Annotated in this window: 19 protein-coding genes; 11 read left to right on the top strand and 8 right to left on the bottom strand. The window is 72.8% G+C overall.

The window, feature by feature from the left end:
* Positions 1-86: 86 nt before the first annotated feature.
* From ACIQGQ_RS14935 to ACIQGQ_RS14915, 5 genes are all read right to left on the bottom strand, one after another.
* Positions 87-3233 carry an efflux RND transporter permease subunit gene (locus ACIQGQ_RS14935; RefSeq protein WP_402395265.1) on the bottom strand — a complete coding sequence of 1049 codons (3147 nt, stop codon included), beginning with the start codon at positions 3231-3233 and terminating at the stop codon, positions 87-89.
* A gap of 255 nt (positions 3234-3488) precedes the next feature.
* The gene (locus ACIQGQ_RS14930) at positions 3489-4202 is read right to left on the bottom strand and encodes a response regulator transcription factor (RefSeq protein ID WP_352280375.1); all 714 of its coding nucleotides are present in this window, start codon (positions 4200-4202) and stop codon (positions 3489-3491) included.
* Positions 4199-5467, bottom strand: a complete 1269-nt coding sequence (locus ACIQGQ_RS14925; RefSeq protein ID WP_402395261.1) for a sensor histidine kinase — start codon at positions 5465-5467, stop codon at positions 4199-4201. The genes ACIQGQ_RS14930 and ACIQGQ_RS14925 overlap by 4 nt, the downstream gene beginning before the upstream one ends.
* A 144-nt stretch (positions 5468-5611) precedes the next feature.
* Complete coding sequence (locus ACIQGQ_RS14920) at positions 5612-5890, bottom strand: hypothetical protein (protein ID WP_366294129.1); 279 nt, start codon at positions 5888-5890, stop codon at positions 5612-5614.
* Between the two features lie 9 nt (positions 5891-5899).
* Complete coding sequence (locus ACIQGQ_RS14915; protein WP_352280378.1) at positions 5900-6682, bottom strand: PspA/IM30 family protein; 783 nt, start codon at positions 6680-6682, stop codon at positions 5900-5902.
* A 272-nt stretch (positions 6683-6954) separates the two neighbouring features.
* On the opposite strand from ACIQGQ_RS14915, the gene ACIQGQ_RS14910 reads away from it, so the two are divergent.
* The 3 genes from ACIQGQ_RS14910 (at position 6955) to ACIQGQ_RS14900 (ending at position 9684) form a co-directional block, all read left to right on the top strand.
* Positions 6955-7554, top strand: a complete 600-nt coding sequence (locus ACIQGQ_RS14910; protein ID WP_402395257.1) for a DUF3043 domain-containing protein — start codon at positions 6955-6957, stop codon at positions 7552-7554.
* 95 nt (positions 7555-7649) lie between these two features.
* Positions 7650-8408, top strand: a complete 759-nt coding sequence (locus tag ACIQGQ_RS14905; protein ID WP_402395254.1) for a class I SAM-dependent methyltransferase — start codon at positions 7650-7652, stop codon at positions 8406-8408.
* Between the two features lie 145 nt (positions 8409-8553).
* Positions 8554-9684, top strand: coding sequence for a S1C family serine protease (locus ACIQGQ_RS14900; protein WP_402395252.1), 1131 nt, complete (start codon positions 8554-8556; stop codon positions 9682-9684).
* Positions 9685-9740: 56 nt separating this feature from the next.
* On the opposite strand, the gene ACIQGQ_RS14895 is transcribed toward ACIQGQ_RS14900, so the two are convergent.
* Positions 9741-9950, bottom strand: coding sequence for a hypothetical protein (locus tag ACIQGQ_RS14895; RefSeq protein ID WP_352280381.1), 210 nt, complete (start codon positions 9948-9950; stop codon positions 9741-9743).
* A gap of 126 nt (positions 9951-10076) precedes the next feature.
* Between ACIQGQ_RS14895 and ACIQGQ_RS14890 the strand changes: the two genes are divergently transcribed.
* From ACIQGQ_RS14890 to ACIQGQ_RS14875, 4 genes are all read left to right on the top strand, one after another.
* Entirely contained in the window at positions 10077-11279 is a 1203-nt protein-coding gene (locus tag ACIQGQ_RS14890; RefSeq protein ID WP_402395249.1) for a bifunctional adenosylcobinamide kinase/adenosylcobinamide-phosphate guanylyltransferase, read from the top strand.
* Between the two features lie 146 nt (positions 11280-11425).
* The gene (cobT, locus tag ACIQGQ_RS14885) at positions 11426-12511 is read left to right on the top strand and encodes a nicotinate-nucleotide--dimethylbenzimidazole phosphoribosyltransferase (RefSeq protein WP_402395247.1); all 1086 of its coding nucleotides are present in this window, start codon (positions 11426-11428) and stop codon (positions 12509-12511) included.
* Between the two features lie 148 nt (positions 12512-12659).
* Positions 12660-14462, top strand: a complete 1803-nt coding sequence (locus ACIQGQ_RS14880; RefSeq protein WP_402395244.1) for a phosphatidylglycerol lysyltransferase domain-containing protein — start codon at positions 12660-12662, stop codon at positions 14460-14462.
* Positions 14459-15178, top strand: coding sequence for a hypothetical protein (locus ACIQGQ_RS14875; RefSeq protein WP_402395242.1), 720 nt, complete (start codon positions 14459-14461; stop codon positions 15176-15178). The genes ACIQGQ_RS14880 and ACIQGQ_RS14875 overlap by 4 nt, the downstream gene beginning before the upstream one ends.
* On the opposite strand, the gene ACIQGQ_RS14870 is transcribed toward ACIQGQ_RS14875, so the two are convergent.
* The gene (locus ACIQGQ_RS14870) at positions 15121-15882 is read right to left on the bottom strand and encodes a hypothetical protein (RefSeq protein ID WP_402395240.1); all 762 of its coding nucleotides are present in this window, start codon (positions 15880-15882) and stop codon (positions 15121-15123) included. The genes ACIQGQ_RS14875 and ACIQGQ_RS14870 overlap by 58 nt on opposite strands.
* A gap of 88 nt (positions 15883-15970) precedes the next feature.
* On the opposite strand from ACIQGQ_RS14870, the gene ACIQGQ_RS14865 reads away from it, so the two are divergent.
* Positions 15971-16750 (top strand): adenosylcobinamide-GDP ribazoletransferase, encoded by a 780-nt coding sequence (locus ACIQGQ_RS14865; protein WP_402395237.1) that lies wholly within the window; start codon positions 15971-15973, stop codon positions 16748-16750.
* A gap of 11 nt (positions 16751-16761) precedes the next feature.
* Here ACIQGQ_RS14865 and ACIQGQ_RS14860 read toward each other — a convergent pair whose 3' ends face one another.
* On the bottom strand, positions 16762-17610 hold the full coding sequence (locus ACIQGQ_RS14860) for an endo alpha-1,4 polygalactosaminidase (RefSeq protein WP_402395235.1): 849 nt from the start codon (positions 17608-17610) through the stop codon (positions 16762-16764).
* Between the two features lie 245 nt (positions 17611-17855).
* Between ACIQGQ_RS14860 and ACIQGQ_RS14855 the strand changes: the two genes are divergently transcribed.
* The 3 genes from ACIQGQ_RS14855 (at position 17856) to sucB (ending at position 23040) form a co-directional block, all read left to right on the top strand.
* The gene (locus ACIQGQ_RS14855) at positions 17856-19412 is read left to right on the top strand and encodes a leucyl aminopeptidase (RefSeq protein ID WP_402395232.1); all 1557 of its coding nucleotides are present in this window, start codon (positions 17856-17858) and stop codon (positions 19410-19412) included.
* A gap of 402 nt (positions 19413-19814) precedes the next feature.
* Positions 19815-21203: a dihydrolipoyl dehydrogenase gene (lpdA, locus tag ACIQGQ_RS14850; RefSeq protein ID WP_352280390.1), complete on the top strand. Its 1389-nt coding sequence runs from the start codon at positions 19815-19817 to the stop codon at positions 21201-21203.
* Positions 21204-21264: 61 nt separating this feature from the next.
* Complete coding sequence (gene sucB, locus ACIQGQ_RS14845; protein WP_402395229.1) at positions 21265-23040, top strand: 2-oxoglutarate dehydrogenase, E2 component, dihydrolipoamide succinyltransferase; 1776 nt, start codon at positions 21265-21267, stop codon at positions 23038-23040.
* Positions 23041-23070: the final 30 nt, after the last annotated feature.

Here is a 23070-nt window from a genome sequence, read left to right as displayed (position 1 = left end):
AGCACGAACGGCCTGTCCCCGCTTCCGCGCGGGACAGGCCGTTCGGCTTTCTCAAGGGTCCTTTGACGGGACCCCGGGAAGGGCCACTACACGCCCGAGGGCTCCGCTTCGCGGATCTCCTCGGCCGGGGTGGCGGGCGGGCCCGCCTTCTTCTCCCGCTTGGCCGCCTTCTTCTTCGCGCGGCGTTCCTTGCGGAGCTCGACCATCGCGTAGAGCGTCGGGACCAGGAGCAGGGTCAGCAGCGTCGACGTGATCAGACCGCCGATCACGACCACCGCGAGCGGCTGCGAGATGAAGCCGCCCTCGCCGGTGACCCCGAGGGCCATCGGGAGCAGGGCGAAGACCGTGGCGAGCGCGGTCATCAGGATCGGGCGGAGGCGGTGGCGACCGCCCTCGACGACGGCTTCGACGACGCCCATGCCCTGGGCGCGGTACTGGTTGATCAGGTCGATCAGCACGATCGCGTTGGTCACCACGATGCCGATCAGCATCAGCATGCCGATCATCGCCGGGATGCCCATCGGGGTGCCGGTGACGACCAGCAGGCCGATCGCGCCGGTGGCCGCGAACGGGATGGAGACCAGCAGGATCAGCGGCTGGATCAGCGACTTGAAGGTGGCCACGAGCAGCATGAAGACGATCGCGATCGCCGCCAGCATGGCGAGGCCGAGCTTCAGGAAGGCGTCGTTCTGGTCCTCCGAGACGCCGCCGATGGTGACGGTGGCGCCGTCCGGGAGCTTCAGCGAGTCGATCCTCTTCTGGAGGTCCATGCTGACGGCGCCGGTGTTGTCGCTGGTGGGCCGGGCGGTGATGGTCGCGGCGCGCTGTCCGTCGATCCGGGTCATCGAGACCGGGCCGGGGACGAGTGCGACGTCGGCGACCTGGCCCAGCCTGACCGGGCCGAGCGGGAGCTTCTTCAGCTCGGCCAGGGTGGTGGCGGGGTGGGCGGACCTGACGACGATGTCGCGCTCGGTGTCGTCCATGACGGCCTTGCCCGCCGGGGTGCCGCGTACCGCTCCGGCGACGGCCGCGCCGAGGGCGGTCTGGTCGAGACCGGCTTCGGCGGCCTTGGGCGTGGCCTTGACGGAGATGCGCGGGACGCTCTGGGCGAGGTCGCTCTGGACGTCGGTGACGTCCTTGATCCCGGCGACCTCCTTGCGCACCGCCTCGGACGCCTTCTTCAGGACGTCCGCGTCGGAGGCCTTCACCACGACGCTGAGATCCTGGCTGCCGAAGCCGTCGCCCGCGGAGATGGTGGTGTCGCCGATGCCGTCGAGCGCGGCGAGGGACTTCTCGATGCGGTCCTGGACGGCCTCGAACTCGCCCGAGTCCTTCAGGGTGATCTGGTACGACGCCTGGTTGGCGCCGGTGCCGCCGCCGAAGGCCGCCATGAAGCCGGACGAGCCGACGGTGACCTGGTAGTCCTTGACGCCCTTGTCGTCGGCGAGGACCTTCTCGACCTTCTTCGCCGCCTCGTCGGCCGCCGCCAGGCTGGTGCCCGGGGTCAGCTTCTGCTTGATGGAGAGGACTTCCTGCTCGCCCTGGTCGAAGAAGTTCGTCTTCAGCAGCGGGGCCATGCCGAAGGTGCCGAAGAGCACCACGAAGGCGATGACGATGCTGGTGATCCGGCGACGGGTCGCGAAGCGCAGCACCGGGACGTACAGCCGCTGGAGCCGGCTGCGGGCCTCCTTCTCCTCCGCCCGGCGGCGGGCCTCGTCCGGGTCCTCGACGGTGCCCTTCGGGGCGCGCAGGAACCAGAACGAGAGGACCGGGACGACGGTCAGGGAGACCAGCAGGGAGGCCAGCAGGGCCGCCGTGACGGTCAGCGAGAACGAGCCGAACAGCTCGCCGACCATGCCGCCGACGAGGCCGATCGGGAGGAAGACGGCGACGGTGGTGAGGGTGGAGGAGGTGACCGCACCGGCCACTTCCTTCACCGCGGTGATGATCGCGGACTGGCGCTCCTCGCCGTAGCCGAGGTGGCGCTTGATGTTCTCCAGGACCACGATCGAGTCGTCGACGACGCGGCCGATCGCGATGGTCAGCGCGCCCAGGGTGAGCATGTTGAGCGAGAGGTCGCGGGTCCAGAGCACGATCAGCGCGAGGACCACGGAGAGCGGGATGGAGACCGCGGTGACCAGGGTCGAGCGCAGCGAGGCGAGGAAGACCAGGATCACGATGACCGCGAAGACCAGCCCGAGCGCGCCCTCGGTGGTGAGGCCGGAGATGGCCTTGGAGACGGCGGGCCCCTGGTCGGTGACGACGGTCAGTTCGGCACCGGCACCGAGCTGCTTGCGCAGCTCGGGCAGCTTGTCCTTGACCGCGTCGGAGATGGCGACGGCGCTGCCGTCCTTGTCCATCGTGGCCATCACGGCGAGGCTCGGGCGGCCGTTGGTGCGGGTGAGGGCGACCGCGTCGGCCTCCTCCTGCTTCACCGTGGCGACGTCACCGAGGCGGACCGGCTTCCCGGCCTTGCCGGTGGCCGCGTCCTTGCCGGCGACCCGCAGGTCCTCGATCTGCTTCAGGGAGGTGAAGGCGGAGCCGACCTGGACGGTGCGGCTCTTGCCGGACTCGGCGAAGGAGCCGGCGGGGACGGTCGCGCCGGCCGACTGGAGCGCCTGGGCGAGCGTCATCGCGTTCAGCCCGGCGGCGGCGAGCTTCTTGTCGTCGGGGGTGACGGAGACGCGGAGGTCGCGCACACCGTCGACGGTGACCTGGCCGACGCCGTCGATGTTCTCCAGGGCGGGGACGACCGTGCGGTCCAGCTGGTCGGCGAGGGCCTGCTGGTCCTTGTCGGAGGTGACGGCGAGGACGACGGCCGGGATGTCGTCCGTCGAACCGGCGATGACCTGCGGGTCGACGTCGCCGGGAAGCTGGGAGCGGGCGCGGTTCACCGCCTGCTGGATGTCGGCGACGAGCTGCTTCGTGCCCTCCGAACCGAAGTCGAAGGTCGCCATGATGACGGCGCTGCCCTCGCTGGCGGTCGAGGTGACGCCGGTGACGCCGTCGACCGCCTTGAGGGAGTTCTCCAGCGGTTCGACGACCTGCTTCTCGACCACATCGGGGGACGCGCCCGGGTAGGGGGCGATGACCGACACCATCGGAAGCTCGATGGTCGGCAGCAGCTGCTGCTTGAGCTGCGGTATCGCGATCGCCCCGAACACGAGCGCGACGATCGAGATCAGTCCGATCAGGGCCCGTTGCGCGAGGCTGAATCTGGACAGCCAGGACATGGGTGAGGTCTCTCTTCTGTGGCTTGCGCGGCAGGTGGGAAGCTGACTCGGAGGGCGGAACCGGCCCATGACGCATGTGTCAGGCACCCACTCATACGATCTCCTGCCGATCGGGGTGCGGTCGTCGGCCCCAGGTCGCTTTCTTCCGCCGCGCATACCGCAGGTGGAGTACGCCGTCCCTCCACCCCTCACCCCAGCGCGGGCGACCGCGCGCCCCGCCCCGGGCGGTGTCCCGCTCCACCCCTGGGTGGTGCGTCACTCCGTCCTGGGGCGCACCAGACCGGACTCGTAGGCGATGACCACCAGTTGGGCCCGGTCCCTGGCCCCCACCTTCGCCATCGCCCGGTTCACATGGGTCTTGACGGTGAGCGGGCTGACCGCGAGCCGTTCGGCGATCTCGTCGTTGGAGTGGCCGCCGGCCACCAGGACGAGGACCTCGCGTTCACGGCCGGTGAGCGCGGCGATCCGCCCGGAGAACTCCGCGGTGCTCGGGCCCTCCTCCTCCGGACTGCCGCCCTGGGCGAGGAAGGTGGCGATCAGCCCCTTGGTCGCGGCCGGGGAGAGCAGCGCCTCGCCGCCCGCGGCGATCCGGATGGCGTTGAGCAGTTCCTCGGGTTCCGCGCCCTTGCCGAGGAAGCCGGAGGCCCCGGCGCGCAGCGACTGGACCACGTACTCGTCCACCTCGAAGGTGGTGAGCATGACGACCCGTACGCCGGACAACTCCGGGTCGGCGCTGATCATGCGGGTCGCGGCGAGGCCGTCCGTGCCGGGCATCCGGATGTCCATCAGCACCACGTCGGCGCCGGCCGAGCGGGCCAGCTCCACGGCCTGGGCGCCGTCCGCCGCCTCTCCGACCACCTCCATGTCGGGCTCGGAGTCGACCAGCACCCGGAACGCGCTGCGCAGCAGGGCCTGGTCGTCGACGAGCAGCACCCTGATGGGCGCCGCGGTGTCGCTGGGCGGTGTCATGCGTTCTCCCCCGTCCGGCCCGCCGTGTCCTCCTGTCCGGACTCCGCGGTGCGGGCCTCGACGGGCAGGATGGCATGGACCCGGAAGCCGCCTCCGTAGCGGGGTCCGGCGGTCAGGGTGCCGCCGAGCGCGGTGACGCGTTCCCGCATCCCGAGCAGGCCGTGGCCGCCGCCGGAACCGTCCTGTGCCGCCGCCCCGCCGGTGCCGGAGCCGTTGTCGAGGACCGTTATCTCGGCCGTGGAGCCGACCCGTACGACGCTCACCTCGGCCCTGGCGCCGGGGCCCGCGTGCTTGCGGACGTTGGTGAGCGCCTCCTGGACGACCCGGTACGCGGCCAGGTCGACGGCGGCGGGGAGCGGGGGCCGGTGGTCGGCGCCGACCACCTTCACGGGGAGTCCGGCCCGGCGGACGGTGTCGACCAGTGTGTCGAGCACGGCGAGCCCGGGGGCGGGTTCGGTCGGTGCCTTCGGGTCGCCGGACTGGCGCAGCAGCCCCACGGTGGCCCGCAGTTCGTCCAGGGCGGAGCGGCTGGCCTCGCGGACGTGGGCCAGCGCCTCCTTGGCCTGGTCGGGGCGGCGGTCCATGACGTGGGCGGCGACCCCGGCCTGCACGTTGACCAGGGCGATGTGGTGGGCGACGACGTCGTGGAGGTCGCGGGCGATCCGCAGCCGCTCCTCGGCGACCCGCCGCCGGGCCTCCTCCTCGCGGGTGCGCTCGGCGCGTTCGGCGCGCTCCCGGATGGCGTCGATGAAGGCGCGCCGGGAGCGGACGGCGTCCCCGGCGGCGCAGGCCAGCCCGGTCCAGGCGAAGACCCCGAAGTTCTCCTGGCTGTACCAGGGGGCCGGGCCGAAGAGCATCGCCGTGCCGGTCAGCGCGGCCATGGTGAGCACGCCGACCCGCCAGGTGGTGGGCCGGTCGGTGCGGGCGGCGACGGTGAACAGGGCGATGACCGTGCTCATGACGACGGGTGCGGGCGGGTCGAAGCGCAGCAGCTCGACGACGGTCAGCGCGGTGGTGACCGCGAGCACCGCCAGCGGCCGCCGGCGCCGCCAGATGAGCGCCACGGCCCCGGCCACCATGAGCAGCAGGCTGGCCGGCGCGGGCGGACGGGTGGCGAGGTCGAGCCCGTCCCGCCGGCCGGGGTGGACGAACGAGCCGATGATCATGGCGACCAGTACGGCCAGCGCCAGGGCGGCGTCGAGCGCGAGGGGGTGGTCGCGCAGCCAGTTCCGCGGGCGCAGGCCCCGGCTTACGAGGGTGGTCACGTCGGGCTACGTTACGGCGTGTCGCCCGGAAGCCCTCGCGGATCCCGTGCTTCCGTACGTGGCCGGTCCGCCCCCCGGCACACCCGTGCCCCGTGTCCGGCGGACCGGGCACGGGGCACGAAGGAGTGTGGAAGCGTCCCGGTGTCAGCCGGGGATGAGGCCGTCGTCGCGGAGCATGGCGCGCACCTCGTCGAGGGTCGCGTCGGGCGACGGGAGGATCAGCTCGGACGGCTCCAGGGCGTCGTCCGGCAGTGCCGTGCCGAGCTCGCGCACCCGGGCCAGGAGCGCGTGGAGGGTGGCGCGGAAGCCGGGTCCGTCACCGCTCTCCACCTCGGCGAGCAGTTCGTCGTCGAGCTTGCCCAGCTCGGCGAGATGGCTGTCGGCCAGGGCGACCTGGCCCTCCCCCATGATCCGTACGATCATGACGTCGCCTCAACTCTTGTCGAACCTGTGGGGGGACTGCGAGGACTGGCGCTGGGCGGCGTCCTGCGGTCCTCCCTCGATCGCCTGCTGCGGGGTCGAGCCGCCGGCCAGCTCGGCCTTCATGCGCTGGAGCTCCAGCTCCACGTCCGAACCGCCGGAGATCCGGTCCAGCTCGGCGGCGATGTCGTCCTTCGCCGTGCCGGTCGGGTCGTCCAGGGCGCCGGAGGCGAGCAGCTCGTCGATGGCACCGGCGCGGGCCTGGAGCTGCTGGGTCTTGTCCTCGGCCCGCTGGATCGCGAGGCCGACGTCGCCCATCTCCTCGGAGATGCCGGAGAACGCCTCACCGATCCGGGTCTGCGCCTGGGCGGCGGTGTACGTGGCCTTGATCGTCTCCTTCTTCGTACGGAAGGCGTCGACCTTGGCCTGGAGGCGCTGGGCGGCGAGCGTGAGCTTCTCCTCCTCGCCCTGCAGCGTGGAGTGCTGCGTCTCCAGGTCGGTGACCTGCTGCTGGAGCGCGGCGCGCCGGGAGAGCGCCTCGCGGGCCAGGTCCTCGCGGCCGAGCGCGAGCGCCTTGCGGCCCTGGTCCTCCAGCTTGGCGGACTGGCCCTGCAACTGGTTCAGCTGCAGCTCCAGCCGCTTGCGCGAGGTCGCCACATCGGCGACGCCGCGGCGTACCTTCTGAAGCAGCTCCAGCTGCTTCTGGTACGAGTAATCGAGGGTCTCGCGCGGATCCTCGGCCCGGTCAAGGGCCTTGTTTGCCTTCGCGCGGAAGATCATCCCCATACGCTTCATGACACCGCTCATGGGCTTCGCGCGCCCCCTTCTGACGGACTGGGCTCCAGCACTCCAACAGAACCCACACTACGGGTCCTGCCTCTATTACCGCACTGTTCGAGCACGGATGTGCTCCTCCCCAAGAACGACTGCGCCTGGTCACCGCTCCGGCCCAGGGAGTAGGAGGGGAGTCCCGGACACCCGGGTACACCGGGCAGGACGCATGCCGTTGCCGGATCGTTCCCGACCGGCCTGGGGTCGTCGCGATCGAACCCGTACCCTTGGACCTTGTGTTCCGTAGCCGTTCGAAGGAAGAGAAGGCGCCCACCGGCAAGGTGACGGCCGACCTCTCCAAGCAGCCCCGCGACCCGCAGGCTCCCAAGGGTCGCCCCACCCCCAAGCGCAGCGACGCCCAGTCGCAGCGCCGTCGCGCCTCCAGTGGCGCGCCGCTCGACCGCAAGGAGGCGATGCGGCGGCAGCGGTCAGCGCGCCGTGCGGACCTGGCCAGGCAGCGCGAGGCGCTCTCCAACGGGGACGAGCGGTATCTGCCGGCCCGTGACAAGGGGCCGGTGCGGCGCTTCGTCCGCAACTACGTGGACTCGCGCTTCTGCGTCGCGGAGTTCTTCCTGCCGCTGGCCGTGATGATCCTGATCCTCAGCGTGATCCAGGTGCAGAACATCCAGACGATCTCGCTGCTGCTCTGGCTCGTCGTGATCGTGCTGATCGTGCTCGACTCGATCAGGCTCTCGTTCCAGCTGAGGAAGCAGCTCAGGGAGCGCTTCCCCGACACTCCCAAGCGCGGCGCGGTCGCCTACGGCCTCATGCGCACGCTCCAGATGCGTCGCCTCCGGCTGCCCAAGCCGCAGGTCAACCGGGGAGAGCGGCCCTGAGCACGCACATCTCCGGCCCGGTCGGCGGTCCGTCCGCCGGCCGGCCGGACGATGCCCCGCCGGTTCCCGTCAGCGGCTTCACCGGGGCCTCCTCGGTGTGGCTGAAGGGGCTCGGCGGGCTGCGCAACACCGTCCGCCAGGAGCTGGTGGCCCGCCAGCTCGACGAGCAGATAGCCGCCCGCTTCCCGGTGGGGCAGCGGCTGCGGGTGCTCGACGTGGGCACCGGCCAGGGCACCCAGGCGCTGCGCCTGGCGCGGGCCGGGCACACGGTGACCGGCCTGGAGTCCGACCCCGAGATGCTGAAGGTGGCCCGGGAGGCGCTCGGCGGCGAACCGGCCGGCATCCGTGAGCGGGTCCGGCTGATCGAGGGCGACGGCCTGGACACCGGGGTGCACTTCCTGCCCGGCAGTTTCGACGTGGTGCTCTGCCACGGGGTGCTGATGTACGTGCGGGACCCGGACGCGATGCTGGCGGGGCTGGCCCGGATGCTGGCCCCGGGCGGGCTGCTGTCGCTGCTGGTGCGGAACGCGGACGCGCTGGCGATGCGCCCGGGGACGGCCGGGGACTGGGACGCGGCGCTGGCCGCCTTCGACTCGGACACGTACACCAACCGGCTGGGCCTCGATGTGCGGGCCGACCGGCTGGAGGCCCTGACGGCCACCCTCGCCGGCATCGCGGCGCCGCTGCACGCCTGGTACGGGGTGCGCGTCTTCACGGACAACGTGAGCAACGACGTGGAGCTTCCGGCCGCCGCCGAGCTGGAGCAGGTCCTGGCCGCGGAGGACCGGGCCGGGCGGACCGACCCGTACCGCCGGGTCGCCGCCCTGCTGCACCTGTGCGGGGTACGGGGCTGAGTTCCCCCCGGGATCCTCCTGGGTCGCCCCGGTCCGCGCGGGCCCCGTACGGGGCCACCGGGCCGCGGCCGCACCTGACGGCGGGCCGTACCCGACAGGCCGTATCCAGCGGGCCGAAAGCACGGCCGAACGCGACAATCCAGACATGGATGCATCCCTCACGCTCCACCGTGCCCGGCGGCTGCTGCTGCCCCTGACCGCCGGCCTCTGCGCGCTCGCCCTGGTGAGCGGCTGCTCGGACACGTCCTCCGGTTCGTCGGCGTCCTCGGCCTCGTCGCGGACGGGGCCCGGCAGCGCGGACTCCGGCGCTTCGCGGACCGGGGCCGAGGCCGCGGCCACCCCCTCCGGGGCCATCACCGACCTGCAGAACGACTACCAGGCCGTGATCAAGAACGTGCTGCCGTCGGTCGTGCAGATCGAGGCGTCCGGGGGGCTGGGCTCGGGGGTCGTCTACGACTCCAAGGGCCATGTCGTCACCAACGCCCACGTGGTCGGCAGTGCGAAGAAGTTCAAGGTCACCGTCGCCACCGGGGAGAAGGTGGTGAGCGCCTCGCTGGTGTCCGCCTACCCGGAGCAGGATCTGGCCGTGATCAAGCTCGACCAGGTGCCGGACGGGCTCAAGCCCGCGAAGTTCGGCGACTCGGCGAAGGTCGAGGTGGGGCAGATCGTACTGGCGATGGGCTCGCCGCTCGGGCTGTCCTCCAGCGTCACCCAGGGCATCGTCTCGGCGCTCGGCCGGACCGTCAGCGAGAGCCGGGCGGGCGGCGGCACCGGCGCGACGATCGCGAACATGGTGCAGACCTCGGCCGCGATCAACCCGGGCAACAGCGGGGGTGCGCTGGTCAACCTGGACAGCCAGGTGATCGGCATCCCGACCCTGGCGGCCACCGACCCGGACCTGGGCGGCAGCGCCGCGCCCGGCATCGGCTTCGCGATCCCGGTGTCGATGGTGAAGACGGTGGCGGACCAGATCATCAGGACCGGCCGGGTCACCGACTCGGGCCGGGCGGCCCTGGACATCACCGGGCGCACGGTCGTCGACGACAACTACCAGCCGGCCGGGGTGGCGCTGGTGAGCGTCGCCCGGGACGGGGCGGCCGACAAGGCGGGACTGCGCCCCGGCGACATCGTCACCAAGCTGGACGACCAGCAGGTCACCACGATCACCTCGCTCCAGGAGGCGCTCGCGGCGGACAAGCCGGGCGAGAAGGTGACGGTGACCTATCTGCGCGACGGCGCGGAGCGGACTGCGAAGGTCACCCTGGGCGAGATCTAGGGCATGTCCGTCCCCGCCCGGCCCCTGACGGAGGGGCCGGGCGGGGACGGTACGGGTCAGCCCTGGTCGGCGCTGAGGCTCATGGGGCCGTAGATCTTCGTCGCGTCCTCGAAGAGCGTCACCTGTTCCGCCCCGCCGTCGAGGAGTTCCTTCCAGTACTCACCGATCCAGGACTCGGCGTCGCCCTGGGTGGTGAACTCCTCCGGCTGGAGGGCCGGCTCCGTCTCCGTACCGTCGGACTTCTCGAACCGCCACGTCCACGCCATGTCCGCCTCCTGAAGTCATTTCGCTGTCCCGCAGCCTAGTGCCTGGGGCGGCCGGGCGGACCGGGTCCGTCCGGCCGGAAGGCCCCAGGTCGCGCACCGTGCGCGCGTACGCGGGAGGATCGTCTCGTGGAACTGACTCTGCTCGGCACCGGAGCCCCCGACGGGCTGCCGCGGCCCGAATGTCCCTGCGCCGCCTGTGCCGTCGCCCGTGGCCCGGGCGCGCGGGCGGCGACCGCGCTGCTGGTCGACGGCGCGCTGCTGCTCGACCTGACCCCGGGCGCCGGGTTCGCCGCGGCCCGTGCGGGTCACTCGCTCGGCGGGGTGCGGCAGGTGCTGCTCACCCATCCGCACGACGGCCCCGCCGTGGAGCTGCCCGCCGGGCTGCCGCCGGCCGGCCGGGTGCCGGACGGGCGGGAGCTGACGCTGATCAGCGGGCACCGGGTGCGGGCGGTGCCGATGGACGCGCCGGGCACCGGGTACGAGGTCGTGGGGCCGGAGGGTTCCCGGCTGCTGTACCTGCCCCGGGCGGCCGCGCCCGCCGGGCTGCCGGAGCGGGTCGCGGAGCCGTACGACATGGTGGTCGGCGATGTGGTGGGGCGGCCGGACGCGGTGGCGCGGCTGCGGGCCGCCGGGGCGGTCGGCCCGGCCACCGGGATCGTCGCCGTGCACCTGGACCACGACGCGCCGCCCGGCGCCGAGCTGGAGCGGCGGCTCGCCGCGGCCGGGGCGCGGGCGGTGCCGGACGGGACGACGCTGGTGGTGGGCGAGGGTCCGTCGGGCCCGGCGGTGCCCCGGCGCACGCTGGTGACGGGTGGGGCCAGGTCCGGCAAGTCGGTGGAGGCGGAGCGGCGGCTGGAGACCTTCCCCGAGGTGGTGTACGTGGCGACCGGCGGGGACCGGGAGGGGGACGCCGAGTGGGCGGCCCGGGTCGGGCTGCACCGGGAGCGGCGGCCGGCCGTCTGGCGGACCGAGGAGACCTGCGAGCTGGCGGAGCTGCTGGCGGCGGACGGGCCGCCGCTGCTGATCGACTGCCTGTCGCTCTGGCTGACCGACGCGATGGACCGGGTGGACGCCTGGGACGACGCGGTGTGGGCGGGCGGCGGCGAGGCGGCGCTGCGGGAGCGGACCGGCGAGCTGGTGGCGGCGGTGCGGGCCACCCGCCGCACGGTCGTCGCCGTCACCAACGAGACCGGTTCGGGAGTGGTGCCCGCGACGGCCGCCGGGCGGCGGTTCCGGGACGAACTGGGCCGGCTGAACGCGGCGGTCGCCGGGGAGTGCGAACAGGTGCTGCTGGTGGTGGCCGGGCAGGTGCTGACGCTGCGCGGCTGAGCCCGCGCGGGCGCGGTGGGGCGGGTCCCGGAGGGAAGGCTCTCGCTCCGGGCGGGTGCCGGAAGGGCTGCGGGTACTGTTCCGCAGTGAGCCCGCCGCCGGGCTCACCGGCCCACCAGACGCATCGACCCGCGAGGCAGACCCCCGTGAATCTGGACGACTTCTCCGATCTGATCGAACGCCCCGACGGCGGCGTACGGCGCGATGCCGAGGAACGCCGCGAGCGCATGACCGTTCCCGTGGGCGCCCTCGGCCGCCTGGACGAGCTGGGGGAATGGCTCTCGGCCGCGCAGCAGTCCGTCCCGGTCAGGGCGATCGGGCAACCGCGCGTGGTGCTCTTCGCCGGTGATCACGGGGTGGCCTCGCTGGACGTCTCCGGGCGCGCGGCCGGGAGCGCGTACGAGCTGGTGCGGGCCACGCTGGAGGGCACGACGCCGCTCGCGGTGCTGGCCCGGCAGTTCGGCGTGCCGGTGCGGATCGTCGACGCCGGTCTGGACTGCGACCCGGAGCTGCTGCCCGAGCCGGTGGTGCGGCACCGGGTGCGGCGCGGCAGCGGGCGGATCGACATCGAGAACGCGCTGACGGCCGAGGAGGCCGAGCAGGCGGTCCGGCTCGGCATGCGGATCGCCGACGAGGAGGCCGACTCGGGCACCGATCTGGTGGTGCTCGGCGATCTGAGCGTGGGCGGGACGACGGCCGCGGCCACCCTGATCGCGGCGCTCTGCGGCACGGACGCCTCGGTGGTGACCGGGCGCGGCGGCGCGGGCATCGACGACCTGGCGTGGATGCGCAAGTGCGCGGCGATCCGGGACTCGTTGCGGCGGGCCCGGCCGGTCCTCGGGGACCAGTTGGAGCTGCTGGCCACGGTGGGCGGCGCGGACCTGGCGGCGACGACCGGGTTCCTGCTCCAGTGCGCCGTGCGGCGGCTGCCGGTGATCCTGGACGGGGTGGTCTCCGCGGCCTGTGCGCTGGTGGGGCAGCGGGCGGCGTTCCGGGCGCCGGACTGGTGGCTGGCTGGCCAGAGCAGCGGTGAGCCGGCCCAGGCCAAGGCCCTGGACCGGATGGCGCTCAACCCGTTGCTCGACCACGGCGTCATGGTGGGCGAAGGAAGCGGGGCACTGCTCGCCCTCCCGCTCGTCCGGGCCGCCGCGGCACTCGCCGCGGAGCTGCCCGAGCGCGAGGCCGAGGCGGAGGACGAGGCGGCGGGCGCCGCGTACGACGACGCGACGTAGGTCGCGTCCGGCGGTCCCGGGGCCGGGCAGGCCCGACGCCGGGACCGCCGGGCACGGCCCGGGCTCGCGGACCGGCGGTACCGCGGACCGGGACACCGGGCCGCAGCACGGACCCTCTCGCACGTTGTGCCCCATATCATCGCTTTTCATGGGAGAGGTCGGCGTGACCACCGAAGTACCCGGACGGGGTGGCGTCCGGCCGCCGAGCACCACACTGTCGCGGCGCGGCGCGGCCTTCGCGATCTGGTACCTGCGGGTCGTGTGCTTCATCAACTTCCTGAGCGCCGTCTGGGTCACGCTCGGGAACGACCTGCGCCGCCACAACACGGAGAACTACTTCACCCCGTACCTGCTCACCGCGGGTTTCTCCTCCGGGGTCGTCGCGCTCTTCCTGGCGATCACGATGCGCCGCCGCAAGCGGGCCGCCTGGATCGTGAACCTGGTGGTCGGCGGCCTCTTCCTGCTGATCTTCGCCCTGGCGCTGATGTTCCCGGACGTCCGGGGGTACGCGCAGAACTGGGTCTCGCTGCTGCTGACCGCCGCCTTCGTACTGGCGCTGGTCCTCGGCCGGCGGGAGTTCTACGCGAAGGGCGACCGGTCCAACCCGAAGCTGGCGGCCGCCGTCGCGGCCGGCGGACTGCTGGTCACCTCGCTGATCGCCGCGGGGCTGGTCACCCTCACCAACACCGCTCCGCACAGCGGCCGGGCGTCCTTCCCGGACCGCTGGCGGTACGGGGCGCTGCGGCTGGTCTCGGTCGCCGACAACGACGCCGCCTTCCCCGGGATCGTCACCCCGGGCTGGGTCGACGTCTCGATCAACGTCCTCTCCACGCTGCTGCTGATCGCCGTGGTGTACGCGGCGTTCCGCTCCCGCCGTGCGGTCGACCCGCTCACCCCCGAGGACGAGGCCCGGCTGCGCGCGCTGCTCGACCGGCACGGCGAACGGGACTCGCTCGGGTACTTCGCGCTGCGCCGGGAGAAGAGCGTCATCTGGTCCCCGACCGGGAAGGCCGCGGTGGTCTACCGGGTGGTGGGCGGGGTCTCGCTGGCCTCCGGGGATCCGATCGGCGATCCGGAGGCCTGGCCCGGGGCGATCGAGCCCTGGCTGGCCGAGGCGCGCGAGCACGGCTGGGTCCCGGCCGCGATGGGGGTGAGCGAGGAGGCCGGCACGATCTACGCCCGGCACGGCCTGGACGCCCTGGAGCTGGGCGACGAGGCGATCGTGGAGACCGCCGACTTCACCCTGGAGGGGCGGGCGATGCGTACCGTCCGCCAGGCGTACAACCGGGTCCGCCGGGCCGGGTACGAGGTGACCGTGCGCCGCCACGCGGACATCCCCGCGGCGGAGATGGCCGAGCTGGTGCGGCGCGCCGACGACTGGCGCGACGGGGCGACCGAGCGCGGCTTCTCGATGGCGCTGGGCCGGCTCGGCGACCCCGCCGACGGGCAGTGCGTGATGCTGGAGTGCCGGGACGCCCCGGAAGCGGACGGGGAACCGGGCCGGCTGCGGGCGGTGCTGAGCTTCGTGCCGTGGGGGCCGAACGGGCTGTCGCTGGACCTGATGCGCCGTGACCGGGACTCCGAGAACGGGCTGATGGAGTTCATGGTCATCGAACTCCTCCAGCGCGCCGACGAGATCGGGATCACCCAGGTCTCGCTGAACTTCGCGATGTTCCGGTCCGTCTTCGAACGGGGTTCGCGGCTCGGGGCCGGACCGGTGCTGAGGCTGTGGCGCTCGCTGCTCAGTTTCTTCTCCCGGTGGTGGCAGATCGAGTCGCTGTACCGCGCCAACGCCAAGTACCGGCCGATCTGGGAGCCACGTTTCATGCTGTTCGAGAAGAGCGCCGACCTGCTGCGCATCGGCATCTCGGCCGGTCGCGCCGAGGGGTTCCTGGAGGCGCCCGGTCTGCCCAAGTGGCTGCACCGCTCGCAGCTCGGGACCCGTGGATGAGACGTCCGGGCACGCTGCGCCGGGCGGCCCGCCGGGAGTGGGGTCCGCTGGTGGGGACCGTACGCGGGGCTCTGGTGGCGGAGCGCTGGCGGGCGGTGCCCATGACGCTCGCCGCCGTCTGCCTGACCGCGCTGCTCCAGGTGGTGCAGAACCAGTCGTGGGGTGCCGGGCCGGTGCGGACGCTGGGGGCGGTGCGGGCCGAGGACCCGTTGTGGGCGGCGCTGGCGCGTACCCCGCTGTCGCTGTTCGTACCGGCGCCGGACCTGCCGGTCTGGGGGGCGCTGGTACAGATCCTGGTGGTGTTCGGGACGGCCGAGATCTGCCTGGGCCGGTGGCGCACGCTGACGATCGCCTACCTGGCGACGGTGGCGGGCACGCTGTACGCGCGGATCGGGGTCGCGCTCGGCCCGGACCTCCCGCTGGGGCTGCCCGGTTCGGACGCCCGGATCGTGGACACCGGCCCGTCCGCCGCGGTGGTCGGCCTCGCCGTCTACGTCTGCTTCGTCCACCGGGCCCGGTTCACCGGGGCGCTGGTGATCGTCGCGATGGCGGTCGAGGTGGTCGTGAAGGACAACCTGGCGGGCAAGGAGCACCTGGTGGCGATCGCCGCGGTGCTCGTGCTCTGCGCCTGCACGGGGCGCCGGGACCGGCGCCGGGCTCAGGACCTGCGGGCCGGGAGCGGCACCCGGTCGGGGGCGCCGCCGATCAGGTCCTGAAGTCTGCGTTCCGGGCCCGCCCAGCGCACGTCGTGGTGGTACTCGCGCAGCAGGGCGCGGGCCCGCGCCCGGGGCCGGCCGCGGTAGCAGCGCTTCGCCCACGCCGAGGCGGGACGGGCCAGCCGGACCGCCGCGACCAGGGCGACGAACGGGACGAGCGTGCCGACGACCGCGAGCCGCGCCTTGCCCTTGAAGAGGGCGATCAGGACGAAGCAGAAGTTCACGGCGACGGTCAGCAGGACCCCGAGCCGGCCCTGCTGCTCGTCGCTGCTCACCTCGTTCACGCCGAGCGGCGAGAACCCGGCCAGCACGAGCATGACGAGCGCGGCGGTGAGGGCGACCACCTCCACGCTCCGGCGCCCCTCCTCGGTCCAGTAGACGTCGTCGAGGTGGACGATCAGCGCGAACTCGTCCAGCACCAGCCCCGCCCCCATCCCGAAGATCACGGCGCAGATCCCCGCGGTGGCGCCGTGGCGCCCGCTGGCGACCGCTCCGAAGCCGCCGACGACGCTCAGCACCACACCGGGGACCACGTGGTGGATGTGCAGGCCGCCGGGGGTGAAGTTGCGGAACGGGCCCTTCCCCGCCCGGATCATGCGGGTGATGACCCGGGTGACGGCGAAGGTGAGCACGAAGGCGGCCAGGGCGAGGAGCAGCGGCAGCTTTCCCGGCTCGACGATGTTCCGATCGAACCAGTGACCCATGCCACCCACTCCCGATATGCTGGTTCTGTCATGAATTGCTGCGTTACGGGCAATCTATCGGCCGGGGGCAGGGGTTAGCCTGCGCGCCGTGACCTCCCTGAACAGCCACGGCGTCCGATTCGCCTTCGGCACCCTGACCGTGCTCCCCGTCCGCGTCACCCGCTGGGACCGGGAGACCGCCCGGACCGGGATGCTGTGCGCGCCGCTCGCCGGGCTGGTGGTGGGGGTGCTCGCGGCGGCGGCCGGCTGTCTGTCGCTGCTGCTCGGCTCGGGTCCGCTGATGGCCGCCATCGCCTCGGCCGCCGTTCCCGCGGTGCTGACCCGGGGGCTGCATCTGGACGGTCTCGCGGACACGGCCGACGGTCTGGGCAGCGGCAAGCCCGCCGACCAGGCCCTGCGGATCATGAAGCAGTCGGACATTGGGCCGTTCGGTGTGATCACCCTGCTGTTCGTGCTGCTGGCCCAGGTCGCGGCGGGGCAGCAGCTGTACGCACGGGGCTGGGCGGACGGCGCGGTGGCGACGGCGGTCGCGGCGGTGACCGCCCGGCTGGCACTCACCCTGGCCTCCCGGCGGGGCGTGCCGGCGGCGCGCCCGGAGGGGCTGGGCGCGGCGGTGGCGGGCACGGTGCCGGTGCGCGGCGCGGTGGCGGCCGGGGCCGTGGTGGTCGCGGGGTGCGCGGGGGCGGGGGCACTCCTCGGCGGGTACGGGGCGGTGCGGTGCGCGGGGGCGGCGGTGCTGGGGCTGGCGGTGGCGCTGTTGCTGCTGCGGCGCTGTGTGCGGCGGTTCGGCGGGGTGACCGGCGATGTGTTCGGCGCGCTGGCGGAGACGGCGGCGACGGCCGTGCTGGTGGTGCTGACGTTCGGTTAGCCGGGGCCCTGTCAGGATCGGGCCGGGCACTCCTGGCGCCATACGCCGAGCTCGTACTTCTTCAACAGGGAGCTGAGCCCCAGCCGCCGCGAGTCCTCGCAGAACCGGGTGACCGGCAGCTCGTACTCGACGTGGAAGACGGCCTTGCCCGCCTTCACGAACGGCGAGAGCTTCGCGCACTCCTCGTACTGCGCGCACTGCTCGTTGACCGCGAAGTCGAAGTCCGGCTCCAGCGCGGGGATCTGGCCGAGATCGTTCTTCAGGCCCACGGCGAGGCCGTGGCGGTGGGCGATGCGGGCGACGAGCCGGTTGTAGCGCAGCTGGTCGGCGGCGGTCAGCGGGAAGCCGGTGCGGTTGCGGTAGCCGTCCATGTTGTCGGGCTCGACCGCGTCGAAGCCCTTGCGGGCGCACATCGCGATCCGCTTCTCCATCAGCGGTTCCAGGACATCGGTGCGGCGGATGTCGAGCCAGCGCTCGCCCTTCCAGCCATTGCCCTCGCCGAGCACCCGGGCGGGGAATTTCCCGGCGTCCGGGCGGAATTCCTCCCAGGCGCCGGTGGAGAGGTAGCAGATCACCTTGCGGCCGCGGCGGTGCAGGTCGTCGACGGCGGCGGCGTCGTGGTCGAAGCCGTCGATGTCGTACACCGGGACGTCCACCGTGGGGTCGAGCCTGCCGGAGAGCTGCCACTGCCAGCCGAGGCCGGGTTTCGGCCGCCAGTGGTCCCGGGCGGCCGGGCGGGGGCCGTCCGGCTCCGGCGCCGGGGCACAGCCGGTCAGCAGAGCGAGAACGGCCAGCAGCAGTACGGCGGCGGGCAGCGGTGCGCCGCCCGTCCTCGGGCGCGCGGCCCCACGGGCGTGCATGATCCTCCCCCGGTCGGTCCTTCCCCGGGACGACCTTACGTGCTCGCCCGTCCGGTCCGGGCCGGGGTCCCCGGGGCGGGCCCGGAAGGGGCTTCGAGCCATCGACGGCCCGCCGCCGTGATCCCGGCGCAAAGGCGCGCGTAGGCTCCTTACCGGCACATTGCGGGGGCGTCTACGATGCGCCGGGCACGGTCGGCCCATCCCTCGACCACCATCGAACTCAACGGAAGCGAGATTTCACCACCGTGACTGCTCTCACTCTCAGCACTGCCGGGGCGGCGACGCTGCGCGCCGACGCACTCGTCGTCGGCGTCGCCAAGGGCTCTGCATCCAAGACCGGGAGCCTGGTCCTCGCGCCGGGCGCCGAGGCCGTGGACCAGGCGTTCGGCGGGAAGCTCGCCGCCGTCCTCGAAGCCCTGGGCGCCACCGGTGCCGAGGGCGAGGTGACCAAGCTCCCCGCGCCCGAGGGCCTCAAGGTCCCGGTCGTCATCGCGGCCGGTCTCGGCCCCGCCCCGGAGAAGGGCCAGGCGTACGACGCCGAGGCGCTGCGCCGCGCCGCCGGTTCGGCCGCCCGCACCCTGGCCGGTGCGAAGAAGGCCGGCTTCGCGCTGCCCACCGGGTCCGCCGAGGACGCCGGGGCCATCGCCGAGGGCGCCCTCATGGGCGCGTACGCCTTCACCGCGTACCAGCAGGGCGAGAACAAGCTCGCCCCCAAGGGCAAGAAGAACGGCAACGGCCCGAAGCTGCCGCTCGCCGAGGTCGCCCTGATCGGCGCCAAGCCGCGCGACAAGGCGTTCAAGGCGGCCACCGAGCGCGCCGTCGCGCTGGCCGAGGAGATCAACCGCGCCCGCGACCTGATCAACACCCCGCCGAACGACCTGTACCCCGAGTCCTTCGCCGCCGTGGCCACCGCCGCGGGCAAGGAGCACGGCATCAAGGTGCAGGTGCTGGACGAGAAGGCGCTCGTCAAGGGCGGCTACGGCGGCCTGCTGGGCGTCGGCCAGGGCTCCACGCACGGCCCGCGCCTGGTGAAGCTGGCCTACACGCACCCGAAGGCGGAGAAGACCCTGGCCCTGGTGGGCAAGGGCATCACCTACGACTCGGGCGGCATCTCGCTGAAGCCGGCCGGTCACAACGAGACGATGAAGTGCGACATGAGCGGTGCCGCCGCCGTGTTCGCCGCCGTCGTCACGGCCGCGCGGCTGGGCCTGAAGGTCAACGTCACCGGCTGGCTGGCGCTGGCCGAGAACATGCCGTCGGGCAACGCCACCCGCCCGGGTGACGTGCTGCGCATGTACAGCGGCAAGACCGTCGAGGTCCTCAACACGGACGCCGAGGGCCGGCTCGTCCTCGCCGACGCGCTGACCCGCGCCTCGGAGGAGAACCCGGACGCGATCGTCGACGTGGCGACCCTGACCGGCGCGATGGTGCTGGCGCTGGGCAACCGCACCTTCGGCATCATGGCGAACGACGACGCCTTCCGTACCTCGATCCACGAGATCGCCGAGGAGGCCGGCGAGGCGTCCTGGCCGATGCCGCTCCCCGCCGACCTGCGCAAGGGCATGGACTCCCCGACCGCCGACATCGCCAACATGGGCGAGCGGATGGGCGGCGGCCTGGTGGCCGGCCTCTTCCTCCAGGAGTTCGTGGGCGAGGGCATCGCCTGGGCGCACCTGGACATCGCCGGTCCGGCCTTCCACGAGGGCGCGCCGTACGGCTACACGCCGAAGGGCGGCACCGGCTCCTCGGTCCGCACGCTGGTCAAGCTGGCCGAGCGCACCGCCGCCGGCGACCTCGGCTGAGGCCGCGAGCCCCGCAGCACGGGCCCGGCACCGGCCGGACGGCAGCGCGACGCGTGATGCCGTCCGGCCGGTGCCATGGGCCCGCCGTACGGCCCCGGGCATGATTCCGGGGCCGTACGGCGTTGTCCCGTCGGTACCACCGCGCGGAAATCCGGCCGGTTTCGCTCTCGACGAAATCCATGGGCGCCCGCGTGGCGGCGACCGGCCGGGACGGATGATCATCCGTCCCGGACCCGGGCCCCGCGTCCCGCTCACCGTCAACTAGTGCGAAGATGGGTTCTCGGCAGGACAGGGCCCCCACCACAGGGCCGAAAAACACAAAGCGGCCGAACACCAGCCGACCGGCGGTCATCCCCCAGCGACGGGGCCCGGCGTACGGCGCACATGCATGGAGGACGTGACGTGGCGAACGACGCCAGCACCGTTTTCGACCTAGTGATCCTCGGCGGCGGTAGCGGCGGTTACGCCGCGGCCCTGCGCGGGGCGCAGCTGGGCCTGGACGTCGCTCTGATCGAGAAGGGCAAGGTCGGCGGCACCTGCCTGCACAACGGCTGCATTCCCACGAAGGCCCTGCTCCACGCCGGCGAGATCGCCGACCAGGCGCGCGAGTCGGAGCAGTTCGGTGTCAAGGCCACTTTCGAGGGCATCGACATCGAGGCCGTCCACAAGTACAAGGACGACGTGATCTCGGGCCTGTACAAGGGGCTGCAGGGTCTCATCGCCTCGCGCAAGGTCACCTACATCGAGGGCGAGGGCCGGCTCTCCTCCCCCACCTCGGTGGACGTGAACGGCCAGCGCGTCCAGGGCCGCCACGTGCTGCTCGCGACCGGCTCCGTGCCGAAGTCGCTGCCGGGCCTGGAGATCGACGGCAACCGCATCATCTCCTCGGACCACGCGCTGAAGCTGGACCGCGTCCCGAAGTCGGCGATCGTGCTGGGCGGCGGCGTCATCGGCGTCGAGTTCGCCTCGGCGTGGACGTCCTTCGGCACCGACGTGACGATCATCGAGGGCCTGAAGCACCTGGTCCCGGTCGAGGACGAGAACAGCTCGAAGCTTCTTGAGCGCGCCTTCCGCAAGCGCGGCATCAAGTTCAACCTCGGTACGTTCTTCCAGAGCGCCGAGTACACGCAGGACGGCGTCCGCGTGACCCTCGCCGACGGCAAGACCTTCGAGGCCGAGGTGCTGCTGGTCGCCATCGGCCGCGGCCCGGTCTCGCAGGGCCTGGGCTACGAGGAGGCCGGGGTCGCGATGGACCGCGGCTACGTCCTCGTCGACGAGTACATGCAGACCAACGTGCCCACCATCTCGGCCGTGGGCGACCTGGTCCCGACGCTCCAGCTCGCGCACGTCGGCTTCGCCGAGGGCATCCTGGTGGCGGAGCGGCTGGCCGGTCTGAAGACCGTTCCGATCGACTACGACGGTGTCCCGCGGGTGACGTACTGCCACCCCGAGGTCGCCTCCGTGGGCATCTCCGAGGCCAAGGCCAAGGAGCTCTACGGCGCGGACAAGGTCGTCGCTCTGAAGTACAACCTCGCGGGCAACGGCAAGAGCAAGATCCTCAAGACCGCGGGCGAGATCAAGCTCGTCCAGGTCAAGGACGGTGCCGTGGTCGGCGTCCACATGGTCGGTGACCGTATGGGCGAGCAGGTCGGCGAAGCCCAGCTGATCTACAACTGGGAGGCGCTGCCGGCCGAGGTCGCGCAGCTCATCCACGCCCACCCGACCCAGAACGAAGCGATGGGCGAGGCCCACCTGGCCCTGGCCGGCAAGCCGCTTCACTCCCACGACTGATCCAGTCGACCGGGCGCGACGACGACCTACTTCCGCACTTTCGTAAGGAGCAACTGAAACCATGTCGGTTTCCGTAACCCTTCCGGCGCTCGGCGAGAGCGTCACCGAGGGCACTGTCACCCGCTGGCTGAAGGCCGAGGGCGAGCGCGTCGAGGCCGACGAGCCGCTTCTCGAAGTGTCGACCGACAAGGTCGACACCGAGATCCCGGCCCCCGCCGCCGGCATTCTGGCGTCCATCAAGGTCGCCGAGGACGAGACCGTCGAGGTCGGCGCCGAGCTGGCCATCATCGACGACGGCACGGGCGCCCCGGCCGCCGCCGCGGCTCCGGCCGCCGAGCCCGCCGCCGCCCCGGCCCCGGCCCCGGTCGCCGAGGCCCCCGCCGCCGCTCCGGCCCCCGTGGCCGAGGCTCCGGCCGCCGCCCCGGCCGGTGGCGCCGCCGGTACCGACGTCACCCTCCCGGCGCTCGGCGAGAGCGTCACCGAGGGCACCGTCACCCGCTGGCTGAAGGAGGTCGGCGAGGAGGTCACGGAGGACGAGCCCCTCCTGGAGGTCTCCACGGACAAGGTCGACACCGAGATCCCGGCCCCGGTCTCCGGCGTGCTGCTGGAGATCGTCGTCGCCGAGGACGAGACCGCCGAGGTCGGCGCCAAGCTCGCCGTCATCGGTGCCGCCGGTGCCGCTCCGGCCGCTGCCCCGGCTCCGGCCGCTCCGGCGCCCGCCGCCGCTCCGGCTCCGGCTCCGGCTCCGGTGGCCCCGGCCGCCCCCGCTCCGGCTCCGGCCCCGGTGGCGCCCGCCGCCCCGGTCGCCGCTCCGGCTCCGGTGGCCCCGGCCGCTCCGGCCCCGGCTCCGGTGGCCGCCCCGGCTCCGGTCACCCCGGTCGCCCCGGCCGCGACCTCCGGTGACGACGGCGCGTACGTCACCCCGCTGGTCCGCAAGCTCGCCGCCGAGAACGGCGTCGACCTGGGCGCGGTCAAGGGCACCGGTGTCGGTGGCCGGATCCGCAAGCAGGACGTCGTCGCCGCCGCGGAGGCCGCCAAGGCCGCCGCAGCCGTTCCGGCCCCGGCCGCCGCCGCTGCTCCGGCAGCCTCGAAGGCGCCGAAGCTGGAGGTCTCCCCGCTGCGCGGTCAGACCGTCAAGATGACCCGCATGCGCAAGGTCATCGGCGACAACATGATGAAGGCGCTGCACTCGCAGGCCCAGCTGACCTCAGTCGTCGAGGTCGACGTCACCAAGCTGATGAAGCTGCGCAACCGGGCGAAGGACGCGTTCGCCGCCCGCGAGGGCGTCAAGCTGTCCCCGATGCCGTTCTACGTCAAGGCGGCGGCCCAGGCGCTGAAGGCCCACCCGGTCGTCAACGCCCGGATCAACGAGGACGACTCGACCGTCACGTACTTCGACTCGGAGAACATCGGCATCGCCGTGGACGCCGAGAAGGGCCTGATGACCCCGGTCATCAAGGGTGCGGGCGACCTGAACATCGCGGGCATCGCGAAGAAGACCGCCGAGCTGGCCGGCAAGGCTCGCGGCGGCGGCCTGACCCCGGACGACATGTCCGGTGCCACCTTCACCATCAGCAACACCGGCTCGCGCGGTGCGCTCTTCGACACCGTCATCGTGCCGCCGAACCAGGTCGCCATCCTGGGCATCGGTGCCACGGTGAAGCGTCCGGCGGTCATCGAGACCGAGGAGGGCACCGTGATCGGTGTCCGCGACATGACGTACCTGTCGCTCTCCTACGACCACCGTCTGGTGGACGGCGCCGACGCCGCCCGCTACCTGACCTCGGTCAAGGCGATCCTGGAGGCCGGCGAGTTCGAGGTCGAGCTCGGCCTCTGAGCGCGGCTGTAACCAGCCTCACCAACGGCG

The sequence above is a fragment of the Streptomyces sp. NPDC092952 genome (assembly GCF_044754785.1).
In the GTDB taxonomy this organism is placed as follows: Bacteria; Actinomycetota; Actinomycetes; order Streptomycetales; family Streptomycetaceae; genus Streptomyces.
The sequence above is the reverse complement of the archived record's forward strand: the minus strand, read 5'-3'. Positions and strand labels throughout refer to the sequence as shown.